Raw genomic sequence first — 15,802 nt, 5'->3', positions numbered from 1 at the left:
CGACAGAGCGTTATATAATCGATATCCGCCGTTTATTTTATGAAATCGTGATGAATATCCTCTCACAGGCACTTTCCACTATCGAATTCTTTTTGCAAAAAGTTTTTTCTTTATGTTTAAGTAGTTTTTCATTTCAAAAATCAAATAAAATAGATTCGCCCGTATTTCAAATTCTTCTCTTGTCTTCGGCAACTCCATCTCGCGAATTAAGGCATTTAATTCCTCTAACTCATTTAATGAAATGTCCGTTGTATCTCCCGAATGAACGTTTCGACTTAAGTTCTCCAAGAACTCTGCAAACATTTCTTTCTGTTTAACGTCTAGGCTGAATGAAGAGAAAATAGCAACGATTTTCATCATATGTTTTAGAAGTTCCAGTTGATCCTCTCGCATTTCCAGATAATAATAATCTATATTTTGTTTTCGCAGCAGACGATTTTCTACATCTTGAATGGCAATGCTTTTAGATTGATTAATCAAATCTTCTACCTCAAGAATCTCTTTCCCATCCCACTTCCGCATACTATCCCTTAAATGGGCAGAGAATTCAAAGAGAATAATTTCAAACTTTTGTTCAATCTCCTTCTTAAAGTTTTCAATATCTCGCTTGAAATTTGGCATGAAACTATTGACGAGAAGAGCAATTCCCATACCGATGAAAATAATATAGACCTCATTCAGAAACAGAACCCAGGTAGCATCCTTTACCGTATAAACATGTAATACGACAACCATACTTGTGACAAAACCAGCCTGGATGTGAGCTCTTACAAGGATTGGAACAAATAATAAAATAAATAAGGAAAAAACAATGGGATTATAACCTAATACTTCAAAAAACAAAGCACCAAGAATCAAAGATAAAAGAGAGGCCAAGAATTTATCCTTCATTGTAATTAATGTCTTTTTCTTCGTTTTCTCGATACACATAATAACAATAATTCCTGCAAATGTTGCAAATTCCAAATCCAATAAACTCGCAATCCAAATGGCCAGCCCTGCTCCTACAGCAGTCTTTATCGTCCGATAGCCCATACCAATCATGGAAGCACCATCCTATTATTTTCTCTGTAAATCCTTGCAGGTTTCCTGTTTTTACAAATATACGCGTTAATTCACATATATGTACAAGCATAGACACCATAACAGGATGGAATCAACTTTGATGAATATCAAACCATTTATAGTGTATTCTAAGAATATTTTTTGGACTATACCTCGAAATTCATCTGCCTATAGTTTAACACGTTGCTAATGAATCGTGATATCTATCTGACGCATTAAGAAGGATATTCGCACCTTCTGTTGTCTTTATGTAGAATGTCCGAGCTTAGGAATTTCCAAATTTTCAAAGTACCTGGTTATAAATAATCTGAATTGCTTTTAAAAACAGTGGTCGACCCAAAAATTAAGGTGAACAGCTGATTAGCGTACTCAATCACAATTTCAAGGAAATAAATTTCTGCTTACACAATACAGTCAATTCCTATTATGAACAAGGCAAAAAACCGTCCTAGGATAAATTTAGTGTACCTTGTGAAATTGCCGGAATTGTTATAGAGGACATGCTAATCAAGATTGAAACGATGTTTCTTGTAGGAAGTGAATTGGTCATGACGTTAGCCGTTATGTTACGTGGAGTACGGTGGCGACAAGGAGAGTACCGAAGCTTTATCTGAGTGCGTAATACAGTTGGTTATCGAACCGTCTGGAAGAGTACCCCTAGATATGAAAGAAGTAATTGTAGAAACCGATTCGGCGGCTGTGAAACTTTTGTTGGTGAACAGTTTTAAATTCCATGAAATTGACGATGCAGGGAAGTAAATTCTATAAAATCATTGAAGGTTCCATGCATTGACAGCGACAGCTGTTGTAGCGATGATTGCATAATCCATCAATAGAAAAAGTAACCACTCCGCTTCCGACCAAGAAGCTGAATGATTACTTTCTGTGACATTTTTTAACTATCCGCACTTCATTTAAATGTCAGCCACATTATATAAAAGGATCCGTCACCTCAATAAGTAAAACCTTCTTTACCGAACCGACAACTTTTCCTGTTTAACTTGGCGTGCAATTTTCTCTGTTAAGCGTGTTGTCACTTTCGGCAACACCATTTTAATAACAGGTGTCAACACAGCGCCTGTTAAGCCGCCTGCATTTACTTCAACTGTCCCTGTCATCGTTGTTTGCCCTGCCGTTTCATCGGCAGTAAACTGGCCACTACCTGTAAAGTTGTCCGTTAAACCTTTTAACTCGAACCGAATCATCGATGGCTCATGAAATTCAGTGATGTTTAACTCCATTTTTACAGCCTTTTTAAATCCTTTAATATTCCCTTCGAATGTCCAAACCGACTTTTGTTCATCGATTTGTTCATGCTCTTTATAGGCAGGAACCAATATTGCCCAGTTTTCAATTTGACTAACGTATTCCCATACGTTCTCTTCAGGTGCTGGAATGATTACAGAATGCGATGCAATTGCCATACATTTCACTACTTCCTTCTTTATGTATTTATAATGTGAATCTACTACTAACATAATAGCATTTTTACTGTATTGATCCACATTTAATCCCCTTCCCAAAAGAAGTTTAATAAGTTAAATAATGAGTAAGGAAACCTTAAAATTGAAGGTTTCCTTTTTAGGTGAGCCCAAGATGGACATTATATATAATTTTTTAAATGATACCTACATCTGCTGGGTACAAAATGGTACCTATTAATAACTTCATGTAAAATGATAAATATTGGAAGGGGTATGTAAAAATGAAAAAAAGATTTAAAGTAAAATTAAAAGAACATCTAAGCGGAGGCCTTATTAAAATTGTAGTGGATACTGAAACAGGTGTAAATTATCTCATGACAAGTGGTTTGGGATTGAGTGGAATGACTCCTTTACTAGATAAAGATGGGAAGATAGTGATTGATTAATATCTAAATAAAAGTTTCTTTGGATTCTTCTCTTGGCTACATTAACGCAAATTATAGATGGTTTCACTCGTCGCATTTAGCATCAGTTAGAAGCTAGAAATTCCGAGTACTAGCGCTAAAATAATTTAGAATTAAATGAGAACCTGGTCACCTTCACTACCACTGGTTGACAAAAAGTGTACCAATGAATGACAGCCTTTTTACCATTTAGTACCTTCTAGATGATCAAAGATGAAAACTCATATTTCAGGAATAACAATGGTAGACTTGTGATATAATTTTGACTAGTTTTCAATAAAACCCCTCTTCCGCAACGAACCAGATTTCTTAGTAAGACCCATAGAGTTACCTATAGCAGGATAGTTGCGGGAGGAATTGCCCACTTATAAATTAATTACTTCTATACGAAAGAGATGATGTTATGACAAGATTTATTATGTTCTTTATCGCTATTGGGCTTTTATTAGTTGGGTGTAGTCAAGATAAAACAAATGGTAACTACGATAAAAATTCGCCTGTAGTCTCGGAAGATAGCAGCACGGAACAGCATGTAGTACCAGATTCCCCCGAATATTTAGCTAAAAATGAAGGAGAACTATCTGTTGAGGATTCTGAAACGGCTTATGAAATGTGTGTGAGGGCGCTGACTGACTATTATAAAGCGGTCTGGAACGGCTCGGATATCGAATTGGATACATTTATCGATAACGATCACCTTAAACAGTATACGCAAAAGAAGATTCAATCCCAATACGATCTGTATGTAAATATTTCAAAGAATTCTGTTCAGGATATTGATATTGGCGCTTGGGAAGTGGAGTATACGGATGCTGGGGATGGAGGTTTTCTCTATTTACATCTACCTGTGGAAATTATTCAAAGTGTAGGTAGTTATGGTGAAGGTACTGAATTTCTTGTACGTAATGTAAACGACAAGTTAGTCATTGTTGATTGGTATAATGGTGCAAAAGATAGTTATGATTTCATGGTGCGTGGAGAAAATCTAACGATTGACAACCCTACTATTTGGAATGATAGTGAATGGCTAAAGAATCTAAATAGTAAACAGCTTGAATTTTCTAGCTCGACTCGATAGTAAGTTATTTACAGCTAATTTAGCAATCAAAGTGAAGTGGGCAGCAATAAACAAGTTATTGCCCCTCCCATTCTTAGCAAACACTCCAAGCATAAGTACCGTGTTTGCGTAGTAATATACCTGGTTTGAAAATATATGAGGTAAAAATGTCAACACCGGGGAAATCATAGTTACCACTCACTGAAAAACACCTTTTAATACTCAAGAATAGGACATGATTGCGTATATCCCCTACAATCAGCCCGGATTATAGTGAAATTTGCCATTTGCATTAATGATGTAGGTTAACTGCTTATAGAGGAACACTTAAACTCGCCTGCCCCTTTACTTTAATATGTTTAAACGAATAAATGTTCCAATTTTCCCCTTATTGAACTAAAGCTCCGCTAGCACAATAAGAAAAGCATTACTGTTGTTACACCAAAATACCAGTTAGTTGAACTTTACTTCTATTAAATTAATCATAATGCATTAACTCCAACGAATAAAATGAATAACGAAGTGCATAAATAGAAGATCCCCCACATTAAACTCTGTGTTTTTTTGTATTCTCGTATTCCTATTATAAGGAACATTACACTCATAACTATTAAAGTCAACGGTAGTAAGTTGTATTTTTCCGTAACCTTACTGTAAATAATAAGGAACATAAAAAGTATTGCAAAAAATATTTGAAATAACTTTAAAGTATCAAATTTTCTTTCTTCCATTTTTATACCTCCACTGATAATCTATCAACTTCAATAGATACCTTTTTAAGCTAAACTACCGCGGTAGTTGAATGATAAAATGGATATTTAATATATTTCCAATTCATCAATCTTTTCGCATATATCTTTAGCTCTTTTAGACCTAAGGAACTCATCTATACACCAAAATAGACTTGATGATAAAAGAGCGGTAATTAAAACTAAGCGATTAAAACTCCTTTCCATTTCTAAGATTGGCATTAAAACAAACGAAGCAGCAAAGAATAAATGAATGAATAGCGCCAAACTGCCTCTGAGCAATCCTCTTAGTCTTTTTGTAACGAAATCAGAAAGAATAGATACTAGCACTCCATAAATCAAAAGAATGGGTAAGAGATAAACACCTATTAAGAGGACAAATCCAGACTGTTCTAATAGAAAATAAATTAACATGAGCAAAATACCAGCAATTAATCCCGAAAAAAGTTTTCTAATAATCAAGTAGATCCCCACAATCAATTTATTAGTGAAATTCTCCAATAGTCTACTTCTTATTGAACTAATCTGTCCGATAGTTTAATAGGATAAAAACTGCCTGAGTGTATGGTACCTGCGCAATAAAAAACAAGTAACAACTCACACAATTTCTTAAAAAATCAATAGAGATTAGGTTATCATGTACCTATCTAATCTTCAGTTCATAAATATGTAATTTAAATTAATTACTACAATAGTTTCGCACACAGGTACCTGAAATTTTTAAAAATATAAATAGAATATATTTTGTTTGGGTCTTACAATAATCACCAGTTTAATAACTATCTTATCACTAAATCACATCAACCCAAATACAATAAACATCATGACGATTACAAGGGCAAAAAATATAGATAGAATGCCTAATAACCTTGGATTTTTTATATCCTTTCCTTCGTGTAAATTTTTCATATACGTCAACTGACACACGTAACCACTTGTTCCCAATAATGCCCCTAGTACAATCCAAAAAAATTCCATACAAAAACCCCCTCGTACTTTTATTAGAACGAATAAGTATTTACCAAAGAAATAACTACTTATAACCCATCGGTAAAATGATAGACACCATCCATTATATACCTATACGTAGGAACACCATCATAGGGTTGCGATTCCAGTGTTTCATCTGTGGAAAGATCTTTACCGTTCCTACTGATCGCAATTCCGCTAATTGATTGGAAAACAGCACCGAAACTGAAATAGATGACATCTTTATCTACAAAATCATAACCATATACGCCAGCGGACTGTTTTAATTTTTCCATTTTCTTCACAATTTCATTGCTAGAAAAAACAGAATCCGTGTTTTCTAAATCGCTTGTGTTAGATGACCATGAAGAAAAATGATCTCCAACTGATACTTTACCATCGTCGTACGCTTGAAAAACCGCATCTGAAACGGCATAAAAATCGTTTTGATATAATTTGAATTTACCCTCTGATTTTAATGACGGTACAAAAACAATGATAATTGTCATCGTTATGGAAAATACAATCGCACGAACTATTTTCTCACTATCTTTTCCTCCATTACTTTTCACAACAATAATAATCAACCCAATTACGGGAATTCCCACCAAAATCATCGCAGGTAAATAAATAATTGACGTTAAGAAGGGGTCACCCACTACAAATTTTGCATACAGAAACAAGAAATCGCCTGCCCATAACATAAGAAACAGAGCAATCATCCCCTTGAAATTCCCTTTCCCACAAATCAATACTACCGCTGCTCCAAGTACTAACGATAGTGTAATAATAATAGCTAGAGCCATATCTTTCACCTCGCAAAAATGTATTTTAAAGGATAGCATTCCATCACTATATCCATAATTGTCTAAAACCCTTATTTAAACTATGTTTTCAGAAGGTAAACAACATCATACTCTTCCAACTCACTCATATGACCATCAACATCTTTATAAAAATCGTTAGGAAGGCTACTCATAACACTTTCATCACTTGAAAACTATCCCCACGAACATCCACTTTAGGCGTTTGATAGCCTGTGTCATTCATGAATAAATCCTTGATTTCCTGCATGTCTAATCCCGTACGCTCTTCCTTGATTTCTGCACAAATCATGCGTAATTCTTCGTAGCGTTCGATATCGTAAATATTACTTAAAAAGGCTAAGCTGGATTGCGATAAGGCTTGAATGAGTTGTGCCCATCCCAACCATTGATAACCCATGAAGTGCACCTGCTTTCGTTGTTTGATCCGTTATCTAGACGATTCACTCATTTCTAAAGTTGCAAACTTTTCTTGTAATTAAGCGCCTCATAAAAAATGAGCTGAATTTTATAGATCTCAGCCCTTTAAACTATTCGTATAATCCGACAATATACGGAGATCTTGAATTTCTCAGGTACCTGTGCGCAGAACTAATTAGTTAATTCACTATAATTGTATTATAATATAGTAAAAATCAGAAAAATTGTAGAACGTCTGCTTTTTTTATATTAATTCAGAGGTGTGAATTGCTTGTATCTGTGTGGCGCACAGGCACCCGATTTATTATACTTTTATATTGGCTTTTTCCTCTAACTCTTTCGCTAGATTTTCTTCGTTTATTCTTTCCCAACAAGCATTACATCTATTAGTCTTCTTGCCTTTTTCATTCAAGTGAAGGTCATTATGCCTTGTAGTTTTACCACAAATGGAACAATTCTTATACAGAGCGCAAATTATTTGAGTAAACGGATCTTCAGATGTAGTGGCTACGATATTTTTTATGTTTTTCACAAGAAGTTTTGCTGTGTTAACCGCATCATCACCAGCAGAGTGAAGTTCTCCATCTTGTTCAATTCCACTCATCGTTAATGCTTCTTTCAGTGAAATTTGTCTATTTTCTTGAAAAACATCCACACATATAGGTCTTTGTATATCATTAAAGTTTTTTACCCACGATAAATCAAATCTTTCCTTCGCATAGTGATTGACAAGGAGTCGAAGGTCGCTATTGCTCCAACTACATAGATAGTAATCCTCCTCTCCTATCCACTTACGAAATCTTTGCATTGCCTCTACCATGTTCGGTGAATCAATGAACTGATCAGTAGTTAGCCCTACAAACTTCAATGTTCTCTTATCAAGTAAATCCATTTGTGGGGGTTTTACGTAAGACTGAAACCTATCAATGATTTTTAATTCACCTTCGACATCCGAGACTTTGGCAGCTCCAATTTCAATTATATACTGTGGCATATCTGTTGTATGTGACATCGTTGCCTCTAAATCGAAAACTATATATTGCATAATAATACCTCTTTCATTTTAGCTTGTAACAAGCATATCTCTTTTCCAGATATAATGTTAGGTACGCTGTGCAACTGACAAATAACAAACAATTCACACACTTATATAAAAAAACAATAGAGATTAGATTATCATGTACTTTTTTTCCTTGGAGTAAGAAGTCACTTTCAGTAGAAGACGAATTTATTATAGAGCTGTGAAAAGTACTAGGTCTCGGATTAACGCCCACTTAATTACAATAAGTATAAAAATATAAAGAAGCACTTGTCGCCTATTACAGACAATCAAGTGCTTTAAGTTCATATTTTTTCTAAGTTTATTAATATCTTCAAGTTTTTATTATGTGATTTCCATGTTTTTCATATTGACAATACGACATCATGACTGATCCTGTCTAGTAAAATGTCATCTCGCCTTATTCTCGTTCCTATTGCCTTAATATTAAATACCATTGCCACTCCTTGAGGAGGCATAACCTTTATGTGTCATTAATTCAAATTCCAGGGTATATTTAACAGTAAACAATTTAAAGGTTATTATTTTTTATCTCCTCAAACCACTCATTAGCAATATCATTAGCAGTTTTAATATCGTCATTAGTATAAACTAAATCATACTTGTATTCAGCTTTGAAGCTTCCGCTTTTAACATCATATATTAATTTCATCTCAGTGGGCATATCTTTTTCATATTCTTTGCATAATTCTTCGATTTTTTCGATATCATCATTGATTATATCTAGTACCATAAACTGTCTTTTTGGAGACACATCATATCTTTCGTCTCCATTCTCCAATGCATCATTCACTTTATGACGCTGTACATACTCATTATTAATTAAATAATAGAAACTACTCGAAATAACTCCTTCTTCACATGATGCATAAACATACACTTTATCCGCTCTATCTGCCACATATTCCATACATATGGATATCATATCTGCTTGCAATTCACTAAATCTAACTTCATACTTTTTCATACTATTTTTCACTCCTTGGATTAATTTTTAAAATCTATAGAGTCCGACATACCATCAATAGTGTATTTGACTTTAAATTTGTCTGGACGCATATTATCCCCGTCGTATTTGATTTCAACATCAACAGTTACTTTTTTGGGAGGTGTTTCTTTTAAAGCCGCAGCCCATTTATCTTCAACTTTCTTATATCGCTTCAAATTAACATTTGATAATTGTGAAACCAAATTGTCAATTTTAGGTGAGCCTCCACACCTATCAGCTGCAAAATGCCCTGCATGGTCTTGCCCTTTTACTTTACCTGGTGTATTTCTGCTGTGTGACAATCTGTCATCTCTCTTTGTTAACTGCAAATTATCTGTTTCAAATTTAGAAATCCTACCCAAATGAGTACCTGGTACCCGATACTTATATAAGCCTTGTAATTCATACAGCTAGTCAGAATTTTAGATATTTGGATTTTATCTCTTCCCATTTTTATTATTTACATAATTTCGCACAAACTGTCTGTTTATCTCACTTTGAGGTAGCAACCCTAAATGTTGATTTTCAAAAACCATTTGTCGCTGTGTTGGAGATATAACCGAATTTATTACGTCTTCATAATCATAATTAATTTTTATCTTTCCAGGATACTTCAATATTAGTGTTATATTCGTCCAAGGCTCTTGATTATTATCAATAAATATCTGTCTTAAATCATGAAATTTAGTTTGTAATTCTAATAACAAGCTATCATAGTTTTTTTCACTTACATTATATTTTGCAGGAATATAATGAGAATATATAAAATCTTCATTCTCGTAAGTATTGAAATAAAAGAACACTTCTCTAGAACCATCCAAAATTTCAGCATATAAGTAAATCTCATACCAATTACCATCAGGTATCATACCAAGGATATCCTCTGCTATCACGGGGTACATCTGATTCATCAGTTGTTCCATAAGTTTACTAAACCCCATTCTGATTTTGGACTGTTACCTTTTTACCCTACCACCATCGATTGAATACTCGACTATAAAATTATCTGGTCTAGCGGAACTACCAGTGTATTGAGGTTTTATTTTCACTTTCGCGCTACCTCCTTCTCTACCTAAAGCTGATGCCCACTCTTGTTCCATCTGATGCCATTTCCCACCTGCTTCATTTATTTGGGAATTCATAGGCACCAAATTATCAATATCTCCGGTACCTTTAAATTGACTACCAATTAAATGACAGCCATCATCTCTCTCTGGATAATTACCTCGGATTCGGTCTTTTTCCCCCACATTACTTTGAGCATAACGATTTCTCGTTCCTTTGCCAAGTTGTAATTCAGCATCGACACTATCAATACGACCAAATTCATTTGTTTCATAAGTGTATCCTTCTGTTGTTTTGTACTTTACATTCGTTTCTAATACCTTTCTATTACCAACTTTACCAATGTGCGCTCCATAAGGAACCTCAATTCTACTACCTTTAGCCGCACCTATACTCGGGATCTCTGTTTTTGCTGGTGGCATATTGATTGCAAGGGCATTTGGCGTACCCAATTGGTAATGAGTGTTAGTTAAGAGATCTAGTTGATTTTGAGTTTTGCCCAGCGGACTGTTGACGACATCTTTGTAAATTGGAGAATAGATGGACTCCCTCTTCTCTGTACTTACCACTTTTCTTACTTGATTTAAATCGTTTCCTTTTAAGGCTAATTTTCCACCCGTACTTGCCCAGCCAGCAACTGGAATCATCGCTCCAAAAGAAAGGGCCGCATTTAATGTATCCCCTCTCGCCGTATAGATGACACCATTTACGCCATCTGCTGCTTCACCAATAACAGGGACAAGCCCTGCAATATCTAATCCAATCTGAAAATAATCTAGTACTTTGTTTTCTTTGGGTTTGCAATATGTGTACATTATGATACAACCATTTCCATCTCTAGTGATTGCTTGGGGTCACTATTTATCCCCAACTAGACTCACAGAGGTGCAGTAGTAAATTATTATCCAAATAGAGTGAGTTACATAAAGAACCAATCCCTAGTTAATGAGGTAATATGTTACGAAAATACCGCCTTAATTGATTATTGTTGATTATTTCCCTGTTTTCTTACTTTTGAGTGTAGCCGACGTTATAGCGGTATTTTACGTCTTAACAGGTGTTGTTTCTGTTTATTAATATCGGGAGTGTTTTTGTCTCGTGGAATAACAGAACTCAATATGCATAGGAGTTCTGCTCTGATCTGTTTATATATATAATAAAGAGCGTATCCGTGATGGGAGTACACTCCATTGTTGAATTACCGTCGACAATGATTCAATTATTTAGCTAACGCATCCTTGTTGCTACCAACAACTAGGAATTTTTTTATTGCGTTTATATCATGCAAGTTACCATTTACCGTAACCTTACCCGCAACGTCACCAATACTATCACTTTTCTTCTCTACAACATCATCAGCTATTGTAATATTGGTGCCAGAGCCCTCTTCTATAAAAAAACCTAGATTAGCATTAGCCATTTAATGCTTTAATCATCATTGTGTAAGTTGTTTTCTCACTTTATGTGTTTCTAAATCTGCTAATCTAACAGGAATAGGTAAACGACTCTCTTTATTGATACAGTTCATAACCATTTCGGTGCTTGTATCTAAATCAATCCAGTTTCCACAAGAAACAAAGATGAGTTTAACACTTTTTGTCATCCTTAAGTGTTCTAAGCTGTATAACCTATAACCCTTGCTCTTCCTCTTCTCCCTCAAGTTGTGCATTAAAATAATCAGCATAGGTCTCCCATTCATCTGGTTTTGAGGTAAAAGATTTTTTTTCTAATTCAGAAATTTCCACTGCATCAAACCAAATAACTGAAGGAGTATTTTTTGTATCCATGACTATAAGACTTTCTGATGGCTCAGCTAGAACGACAAATCTAGTTGGCAAATTTACAGACTCTCTCAATCTAATCGTTTCATCGATGATATTTAAGCTGTTACCTACCCTGGAAAAAGAATAATTACTTATACTACCCAAATATCCCCCACTAAAAAATGTTGATACTTCGCAATAATTTTCTGGCAATTCTATTTCTAACATTTTTTCTATTTCAATTAACTCTTCATTGTTAATTCCATCATCAGAATAAAGAGCTTCGTATCTTTTTTTCATTTCTAAATTTTCTTTATTCATAATACAATCCCTCTCTACAATTTATTTATTTTCTACTCTCAATTTCCAATATTCTCTTGTATCTGCATTGAAATTTTTTCGCTCTATAGGAAAACTAGGATTAGGTTTACTTTTACCAAACCGGCTGTGTAACTAGATTATGGTATCTACTAGGCATCTCAATTATTGGTCCCTCAACTTTTTGTTCAGTTACCATTAACAATACCCTTCATGAGTTCTGAATTTCAAGCTGGTCTCATTCATTGTTTTATACTTAAATTTCTCACAAAAAACAACACCTGCTGCCTAATGAACTGAACCCCAAATGGTAGACACTTTTAAAAAGTGACACCATTTGGGGTTTTCTCTGTCTAAAAGCTTAGGTATACTGAAGATAAATATCCTGACAGGAGTGTTTTCAATGAGTAAAATACTTTTCAATGAACACCAGCGTAGATTATTAGAAGCGAATCCTAATGTGAACTCAGTTTCAGATCGCTCTATCCAATATAAACCTGAATTTAAAGTATTAGCTGTCAAAGAGAATCAGAGAGGTAAAGGTCCTTCTCAAGTTTTTATTGAAAATGGATTTGACTTAGAAATGATTGGTACGAAGAAAGCGAAAGAATCACTTAGTCGTTGGAGAAAATCCTATCAGCTTCATGGAGAAGACGGATTCTTTGAGGAGCGTCGCGGAAAAGGAAGTACTGGTCGTCCATCAACTGAAGGATTATCTCCTGAGAAAAAACTTGAAAAAGCTGAAGCCCGTATTAAATATCTTGAAGCCGAGGTCGAATTGTTAAAAAAGCTCGAGGAACTAGAGAGGCAGGCGAAGAAATAATACTAACATCAGCCGAAAAATATCAGGTGATTAATGAAGTGATTCGTAAGTTTCAATTACATAGGTTCACAGCTCACCTATGTAAAGTCGCAAAAGTACATAGAAGTGGCTACTACGCATGGCTCGAAAAAACTGAGGTCCATGCTATACGTGAGGAAAATGATTATCAAGACTACCTTTTACTTAAATGTGTTTATGATGCGTTCAAAGGGAAAATTGGATATCGTGGCCTTTACATGGCGTTAGTGGAATTACTCGAGATCCCCATGAATCATAAGAAGATTCTTCGTTTAATGCGCAAATTTAATCTCTTTGCTAAAATACGAAGAAAAAACCCTTATAAGAATATAGCTAAGGCTACCCAAGAACACCATACGGTGCCAAACCTCTTGAATCGGCAATTCACTCAAGATGAACCTGGCAAAGTTTTTGTTACCGACATTACTTATCTACAAATGAAAACTGGACAGACTGCTTATCTTTCCTGTGTGAAGGATGTAGCTAGCCGTGAAATTATCGCTTACGAACTTTCGGTTAGCTTAAGTATGCGTATTGTCTATCGAACTTTGAGGAAGCTTAGCGAAGCATTAGCAGGAAATGTACATCCAGAAGCGATGATTCACTCTGATCAAGGTTTTCATTATACGCACCCAGAATACCAGACACGTGTTAAAGCGATGCAGCTCACACAGTCAATGTCCCGAAGGGGAAATTGTTTGGATAACGCACCTATCGAATCATTTTTCGGTCATTTTAAAGACGATGTAGACTACAAGGAAGCATCCAATCTGTTAGAGTTGAAAAAAATGGTAGATGAATACATGGAACACTACAACTGTACGCGTAAGCAATGGGATTTAAAAAAGATGACTCCGGCTCAATACCGAAGTCATCTCATAGCAGCATAGACTAAAACGTCGCTTTTTTTAAACTGTCCATTAAATGGGGTTCAGTTCATAAAAGGCAATCAGGTGCTTTATGGTTAGCTATATAAAGTAATTCATTACTAATTCTATCTGTAAACCCACGAACTTATTTAATTACGTAAGTTTTGGCTGGTTCCCTGCAACAATATTTCGTATGTTTCAAATGTCATATCGCCAGTTATCATATTTATTTTTCATAACCCAAGTATTCTTTGGTACAATCTACATGAGTTATTGATTTTGACTAACCTCAGTAAGATTACTTTGTGAGTGGTAGACTAATAGAATATTGCTATTTCTAATTATTTGCATGATTTTTTAATTATCTTGAAGCCCTATTACAATCCATTCATCTACAATATCCCAAAAATCCACATTATATTCAGGCTTATCATTGGTAAACCATAATGTCGCTACATCATCGATACAGTTGTTTAAATCTATAGCAACATATCCTCCCATGCCGTTTTCAAAAAAACCATATGTTGTAGCCATATTAATTCCTAATGGTTCATCTAATTCTTCAAGTATTCCCCATTCATAATCCTCAAAATGAGTACTGCATTCCACTGGTACTAGCCCCATAGCTCTACTTGGCAGATAATAAAACCCATTGTGTAACTTTTCATAGAACCTCTTAATAGATTCTGGAACATTTGACCAATCTTGTTGCATTTCTGAAATATCAATAGAACTGGTCGGTATACCACCTTCGTAATAAAGAATTTCTTCATTTTCACTCTTTACGCTGTATAGTACTGCATATTGTCCATTATCTACAATTAGTTCAAATTCTAATAAATTCTCTTTCAAGTACGAAATAGTATTGCTCAATTCTTTTTCACACACATCATTCCATAAAGCTATTAATTTATCTTTCTTTCTAGTTTTATCTGTTTCTTTAAATATCTCCATCCATTTTTTAGGAATATTTTCCTTTTCTATATTGAGTAAGTCTTTGTTAGATACAAACTCTATACTTTTTCTGTATTGTTTTAATGAAGATAGCTTATCCACCCGAAATCACTCCTTTTTATTTATCCTATTAAATTCATCTGTCATCTTTTGTATCTCAATTTCTAGTTCTTTTTCTTTTAATATCATTTTTTCCCTAAATACAGGATTTACTAAAATATTTTCTTTTTTGTAGATGTTCCAATCTGCAAATGATTTTGAACCTTTAGATGTATTAGCTGCTTCACTAAGACCTTTAAAATTCTCTACAAAATTGGAAATTTCCTTCTGTTGTTGGTAAGTCAATGTCTCAAAACCTTCCAAACGAGCTATTTTCTTTAGAGAAACAATATGATCTGCATGCAGTTTTTTTTCAATTATTTTTCCGGGTAAAGCAAAATCCTCAGTTCCAATAATATCATCAATATTTTTATTAACTTCTTTTTGTATTTTAGAAGATGGCGATGCTCTTCTTAATTTAGCATATGTCTCATCGGAAATTTTCCTTTCCCCATATCTTGCACCTTGCGTAATGTTTTTACCCGTCCCCTTAGCCCCAACATCCACATTCTTCACTTCAACCTTAACATCTCCAACTTTGATACTCGTAGGAATATCTGTTTTTGGGAATGGCATATTGAATGCAAGGGCATTTGGCGTACCCAATTGGTAATGAGTATTAGTTAAGAGATCTAGTTGATTTTGAGTTTTGCCTAGTGGACTGTTGACGACATCTTGGTAAATTGGCGAATAAATGGACGCCATCTTCTCTGTACTTACCACTTTACTTACTTGATTTAAATCGTTTCCTTTTAAGGCTAATTTCCCACCCGTACTTGCCCAGCCAGCAACTGGAATCATCGCTCCAAAAGAAAGGGCCGCATTTAATGCATCCCCTCTTGCCGTATAGATAACACCATTTACGCCATCTGC

General features: G+C 34.7%; 19 protein-coding genes and 1 pseudogene. 3 read left to right on the top strand and 17 right to left on the bottom strand.

The annotated features are described in order from the left end of the window. Window positions 1–78: 78 nt before the first annotated feature. Window positions 79–1,044: an aromatic acid exporter family protein gene (locus MKX62_RS12380; protein ID WP_338653453.1), complete on the bottom strand. Its 966-nt coding sequence runs from the start codon at window positions 1,042–1,044 to the stop codon at window positions 79–81. A gap of 992 nt (window positions 1,045–2,036) precedes the next feature. Next, window positions 2,037–2,570 (bottom strand): CoxG family protein, encoded by a 534-nt coding sequence (locus MKX62_RS12375; RefSeq protein WP_340741550.1) that lies wholly within the window; start codon window positions 2,568–2,570, stop codon window positions 2,037–2,039. 200 nt (window positions 2,571–2,770) lie between these two features. Here MKX62_RS12375 and MKX62_RS12370 point away from each other — a divergent pair, with 200 nt between their 5' ends. Together MKX62_RS12370 and MKX62_RS12365 are read left to right on the top strand one after the other, a co-directional pair. Then, window positions 2,771–2,935, top strand: coding sequence for a DUF6440 family protein (locus MKX62_RS12370; protein ID WP_197485368.1), 165 nt, complete (start codon window positions 2,771–2,773; stop codon window positions 2,933–2,935). Window positions 2,936–3,356: 421 nt separating this feature from the next. Next, entirely contained in the window at window positions 3,357–4,031 is a 675-nt protein-coding gene (locus tag MKX62_RS12365; protein ID WP_340741549.1) for a hypothetical protein, read from the top strand. 461 nt (window positions 4,032–4,492) lie between these two features. Here MKX62_RS12365 and MKX62_RS24440 read toward each other — a convergent pair whose 3' ends face one another. From MKX62_RS24440 to MKX62_RS12305, 13 genes and pseudogenes are all read right to left on the bottom strand, one after another. Beyond that, a complete protein-coding gene (locus MKX62_RS24440) occupies window positions 4,493–4,615 on the bottom strand; it encodes a DUF3953 domain-containing protein (protein ID WP_445683551.1) in 123 nt (40 codons plus the stop codon). 213 nt (window positions 4,616–4,828) lie between these two features. Further along, window positions 4,829–5,221: a hypothetical protein gene (locus MKX62_RS12360; protein ID WP_340741548.1), complete on the bottom strand. Its 393-nt coding sequence runs from the start codon at window positions 5,219–5,221 to the stop codon at window positions 4,829–4,831. 333 nt (window positions 5,222–5,554) lie between these two features. After that, a complete protein-coding gene (locus MKX62_RS12355) occupies window positions 5,555–5,737 on the bottom strand; it encodes a hypothetical protein (RefSeq protein ID WP_067206147.1) in 183 nt (60 codons plus the stop codon). A 59-nt stretch (window positions 5,738–5,796) separates the two neighbouring features. Continuing rightward, window positions 5,797–6,534 (bottom strand): hypothetical protein, encoded by a 738-nt coding sequence (locus tag MKX62_RS12350; RefSeq protein WP_340741547.1) that lies wholly within the window; start codon window positions 6,532–6,534, stop codon window positions 5,797–5,799. Between the two features lie 169 nt (window positions 6,535–6,703). Further along, on the bottom strand, window positions 6,704–6,952 hold the full coding sequence (locus tag MKX62_RS12345; RefSeq protein ID WP_067206142.1) for an NUDIX hydrolase N-terminal domain-containing protein: 249 nt from the start codon (window positions 6,950–6,952) through the stop codon (window positions 6,704–6,706). A 324-nt stretch (window positions 6,953–7,276) separates the two neighbouring features. Next, on the bottom strand, window positions 7,277–8,017 hold the full coding sequence (locus tag MKX62_RS12340) for a 3'-5' exonuclease (RefSeq protein ID WP_340741546.1): 741 nt from the start codon (window positions 8,015–8,017) through the stop codon (window positions 7,277–7,279). 526 nt (window positions 8,018–8,543) lie between these two features. Continuing rightward, window positions 8,544–8,999 carry an immunity protein YezG family protein gene (locus MKX62_RS12335; RefSeq protein ID WP_340741545.1) on the bottom strand — a complete coding sequence of 152 codons (456 nt, stop codon included), beginning with the start codon at window positions 8,997–8,999 and terminating at the stop codon, window positions 8,544–8,546. A 20-nt stretch (window positions 9,000–9,019) separates the two neighbouring features. Continuing rightward, entirely contained in the window at window positions 9,020–9,382 is a 363-nt protein-coding gene (locus MKX62_RS12330; protein ID WP_340741544.1) for a DNA/RNA non-specific endonuclease, read from the bottom strand. Window positions 9,383–9,457: 75 nt separating this feature from the next. Further along, complete coding sequence (locus MKX62_RS12325) at window positions 9,458–9,943, bottom strand: antitoxin YezG family protein (RefSeq protein ID WP_340741543.1); 486 nt, start codon at window positions 9,941–9,943, stop codon at window positions 9,458–9,460. 33 nt (window positions 9,944–9,976) lie between these two features. After that, complete coding sequence (locus tag MKX62_RS12320) at window positions 9,977–10,900, bottom strand: DNA/RNA non-specific endonuclease (protein WP_340741542.1); 924 nt, start codon at window positions 10,898–10,900, stop codon at window positions 9,977–9,979. Between the two features lie 404 nt (window positions 10,901–11,304). Then, entirely contained in the window at window positions 11,305–11,505 is a 201-nt protein-coding gene (locus tag MKX62_RS12315) for a hypothetical protein (protein WP_340741541.1), read from the bottom strand. Window positions 11,506–11,520: 15 nt separating this feature from the next. Next, window positions 11,521–11,694, bottom strand: a pseudogene (locus MKX62_RS12310) (endonuclease V); the annotation flags it as partial. 19 nt (window positions 11,695–11,713) lie between these two features. After that, window positions 11,714–12,169: an SMI1/KNR4 family protein gene (locus MKX62_RS12305; RefSeq protein WP_340741540.1), complete on the bottom strand. Its 456-nt coding sequence runs from the start codon at window positions 12,167–12,169 to the stop codon at window positions 11,714–11,716. 400 nt (window positions 12,170–12,569) lie between these two features. On the opposite strand from MKX62_RS12305, the gene MKX62_RS12300 reads away from it, so the two are divergent. Beyond that, window positions 12,570–13,897 (top strand): IS3 family transposase gene (locus MKX62_RS12300; RefSeq protein ID WP_340741539.1). Its coding sequence is split into 2 segments (ribosomal slippage): window positions 12,570–12,942 and window positions 12,942–13,897, totalling 1,329 coding nucleotides; the frame shifts between segments, so codons are not numbered across the junction. 336 nt (window positions 13,898–14,233) lie between these two features. Here MKX62_RS12300 and MKX62_RS12295 read toward each other — a convergent pair. Further along, entirely contained in the window at window positions 14,234–14,932 is a 699-nt protein-coding gene (locus MKX62_RS12295; protein ID WP_340741538.1) for an SMI1/KNR4 family protein, read from the bottom strand. Between the two features lie 6 nt (window positions 14,933–14,938). Continuing rightward, window positions 14,939–15,730, bottom strand: a complete 792-nt coding sequence (locus MKX62_RS12290) for a hypothetical protein (protein ID WP_340741537.1) — start codon at window positions 15,728–15,730, stop codon at window positions 14,939–14,941. Window positions 15,731–15,802: the final 72 nt, after the last annotated feature.

The sequence above is a fragment of the Sporosarcina sp. FSL K6-5500 genome, assembly GCF_038005665.1.
Classification (GTDB): Bacteria; Bacillota; Bacilli; order Bacillales_A; family Planococcaceae; genus Sporosarcina; species Sporosarcina psychrophila.
This window is presented reverse-complemented; position numbering and strand designations above follow the sequence as displayed.

Coding starts and splice junctions, on each gene's coding strand:
- MKX62_RS12380 (WP_338653453.1), bottom strand. CDS start 1,044: ATGATTGGTATGGGCTATCGGACGATAAAGACTGCTGTAGGAGCAGGG.
- MKX62_RS12370 (WP_197485368.1), top strand. CDS start 2,771: ATGAAAAAAAGATTTAAAGTAAAATTAAAAGAACATCTAAGCGGAGGC.
- MKX62_RS12365 (WP_340741549.1), top strand. CDS start 3,357: ATGACAAGATTTATTATGTTCTTTATCGCTATTGGGCTTTTATTAGTT.
- MKX62_RS24440 (WP_445683551.1), bottom strand. CDS start 4,615: ATGAGTGTAATGTTCCTTATAATAGGAATACGAGAATACAAAAAAACA.
- MKX62_RS12355 (WP_067206147.1), bottom strand. CDS start 5,737: ATGGAATTTTTTTGGATTGTACTAGGGGCATTATTGGGAACAAGTGGT.
- MKX62_RS12350 (WP_340741547.1), bottom strand. CDS start 6,534: ATGGCTCTAGCTATTATTATTACACTATCGTTAGTACTTGGAGCAGCG.
- MKX62_RS12345 (WP_067206142.1), bottom strand. CDS start 6,952: ATGGGTTATCAATGGTTGGGATGGGCACAACTCATTCAAGCCTTATCG.
- MKX62_RS12340 (WP_340741546.1), bottom strand. CDS start 8,017: ATGCAATATATAGTTTTCGATTTAGAGGCAACGATGTCACATACAACA.
- MKX62_RS12335 (WP_340741545.1), bottom strand. CDS start 8,999: ATGAAAAAGTATGAAGTTAGATTTAGTGAATTGCAAGCAGATATGATA.
- MKX62_RS12325 (WP_340741543.1), bottom strand. CDS start 9,943: ATGGAACAACTGATGAATCAGATGTACCCCGTGATAGCAGAGGATATC.
- MKX62_RS12320 (WP_340741542.1), bottom strand. CDS start 10,900: ATGTACACATATTGCAAACCCAAAGAAAACAAAGTACTAGATTATTTT.
- MKX62_RS12315 (WP_340741541.1), bottom strand. CDS start 11,505: ATGGCTAATGCTAATCTAGGTTTTTTTATAGAAGAGGGCTCTGGCACC.
- MKX62_RS12305 (WP_340741540.1), bottom strand. CDS start 12,169: ATGAATAAAGAAAATTTAGAAATGAAAAAAAGATACGAAGCTCTTTAT.
- MKX62_RS12290 (WP_340741537.1), bottom strand. CDS start 15,730: ATGATTCCAGTTGCTGGCTGGGCAAGTACGGGTGGGAAATTAGCCTTA.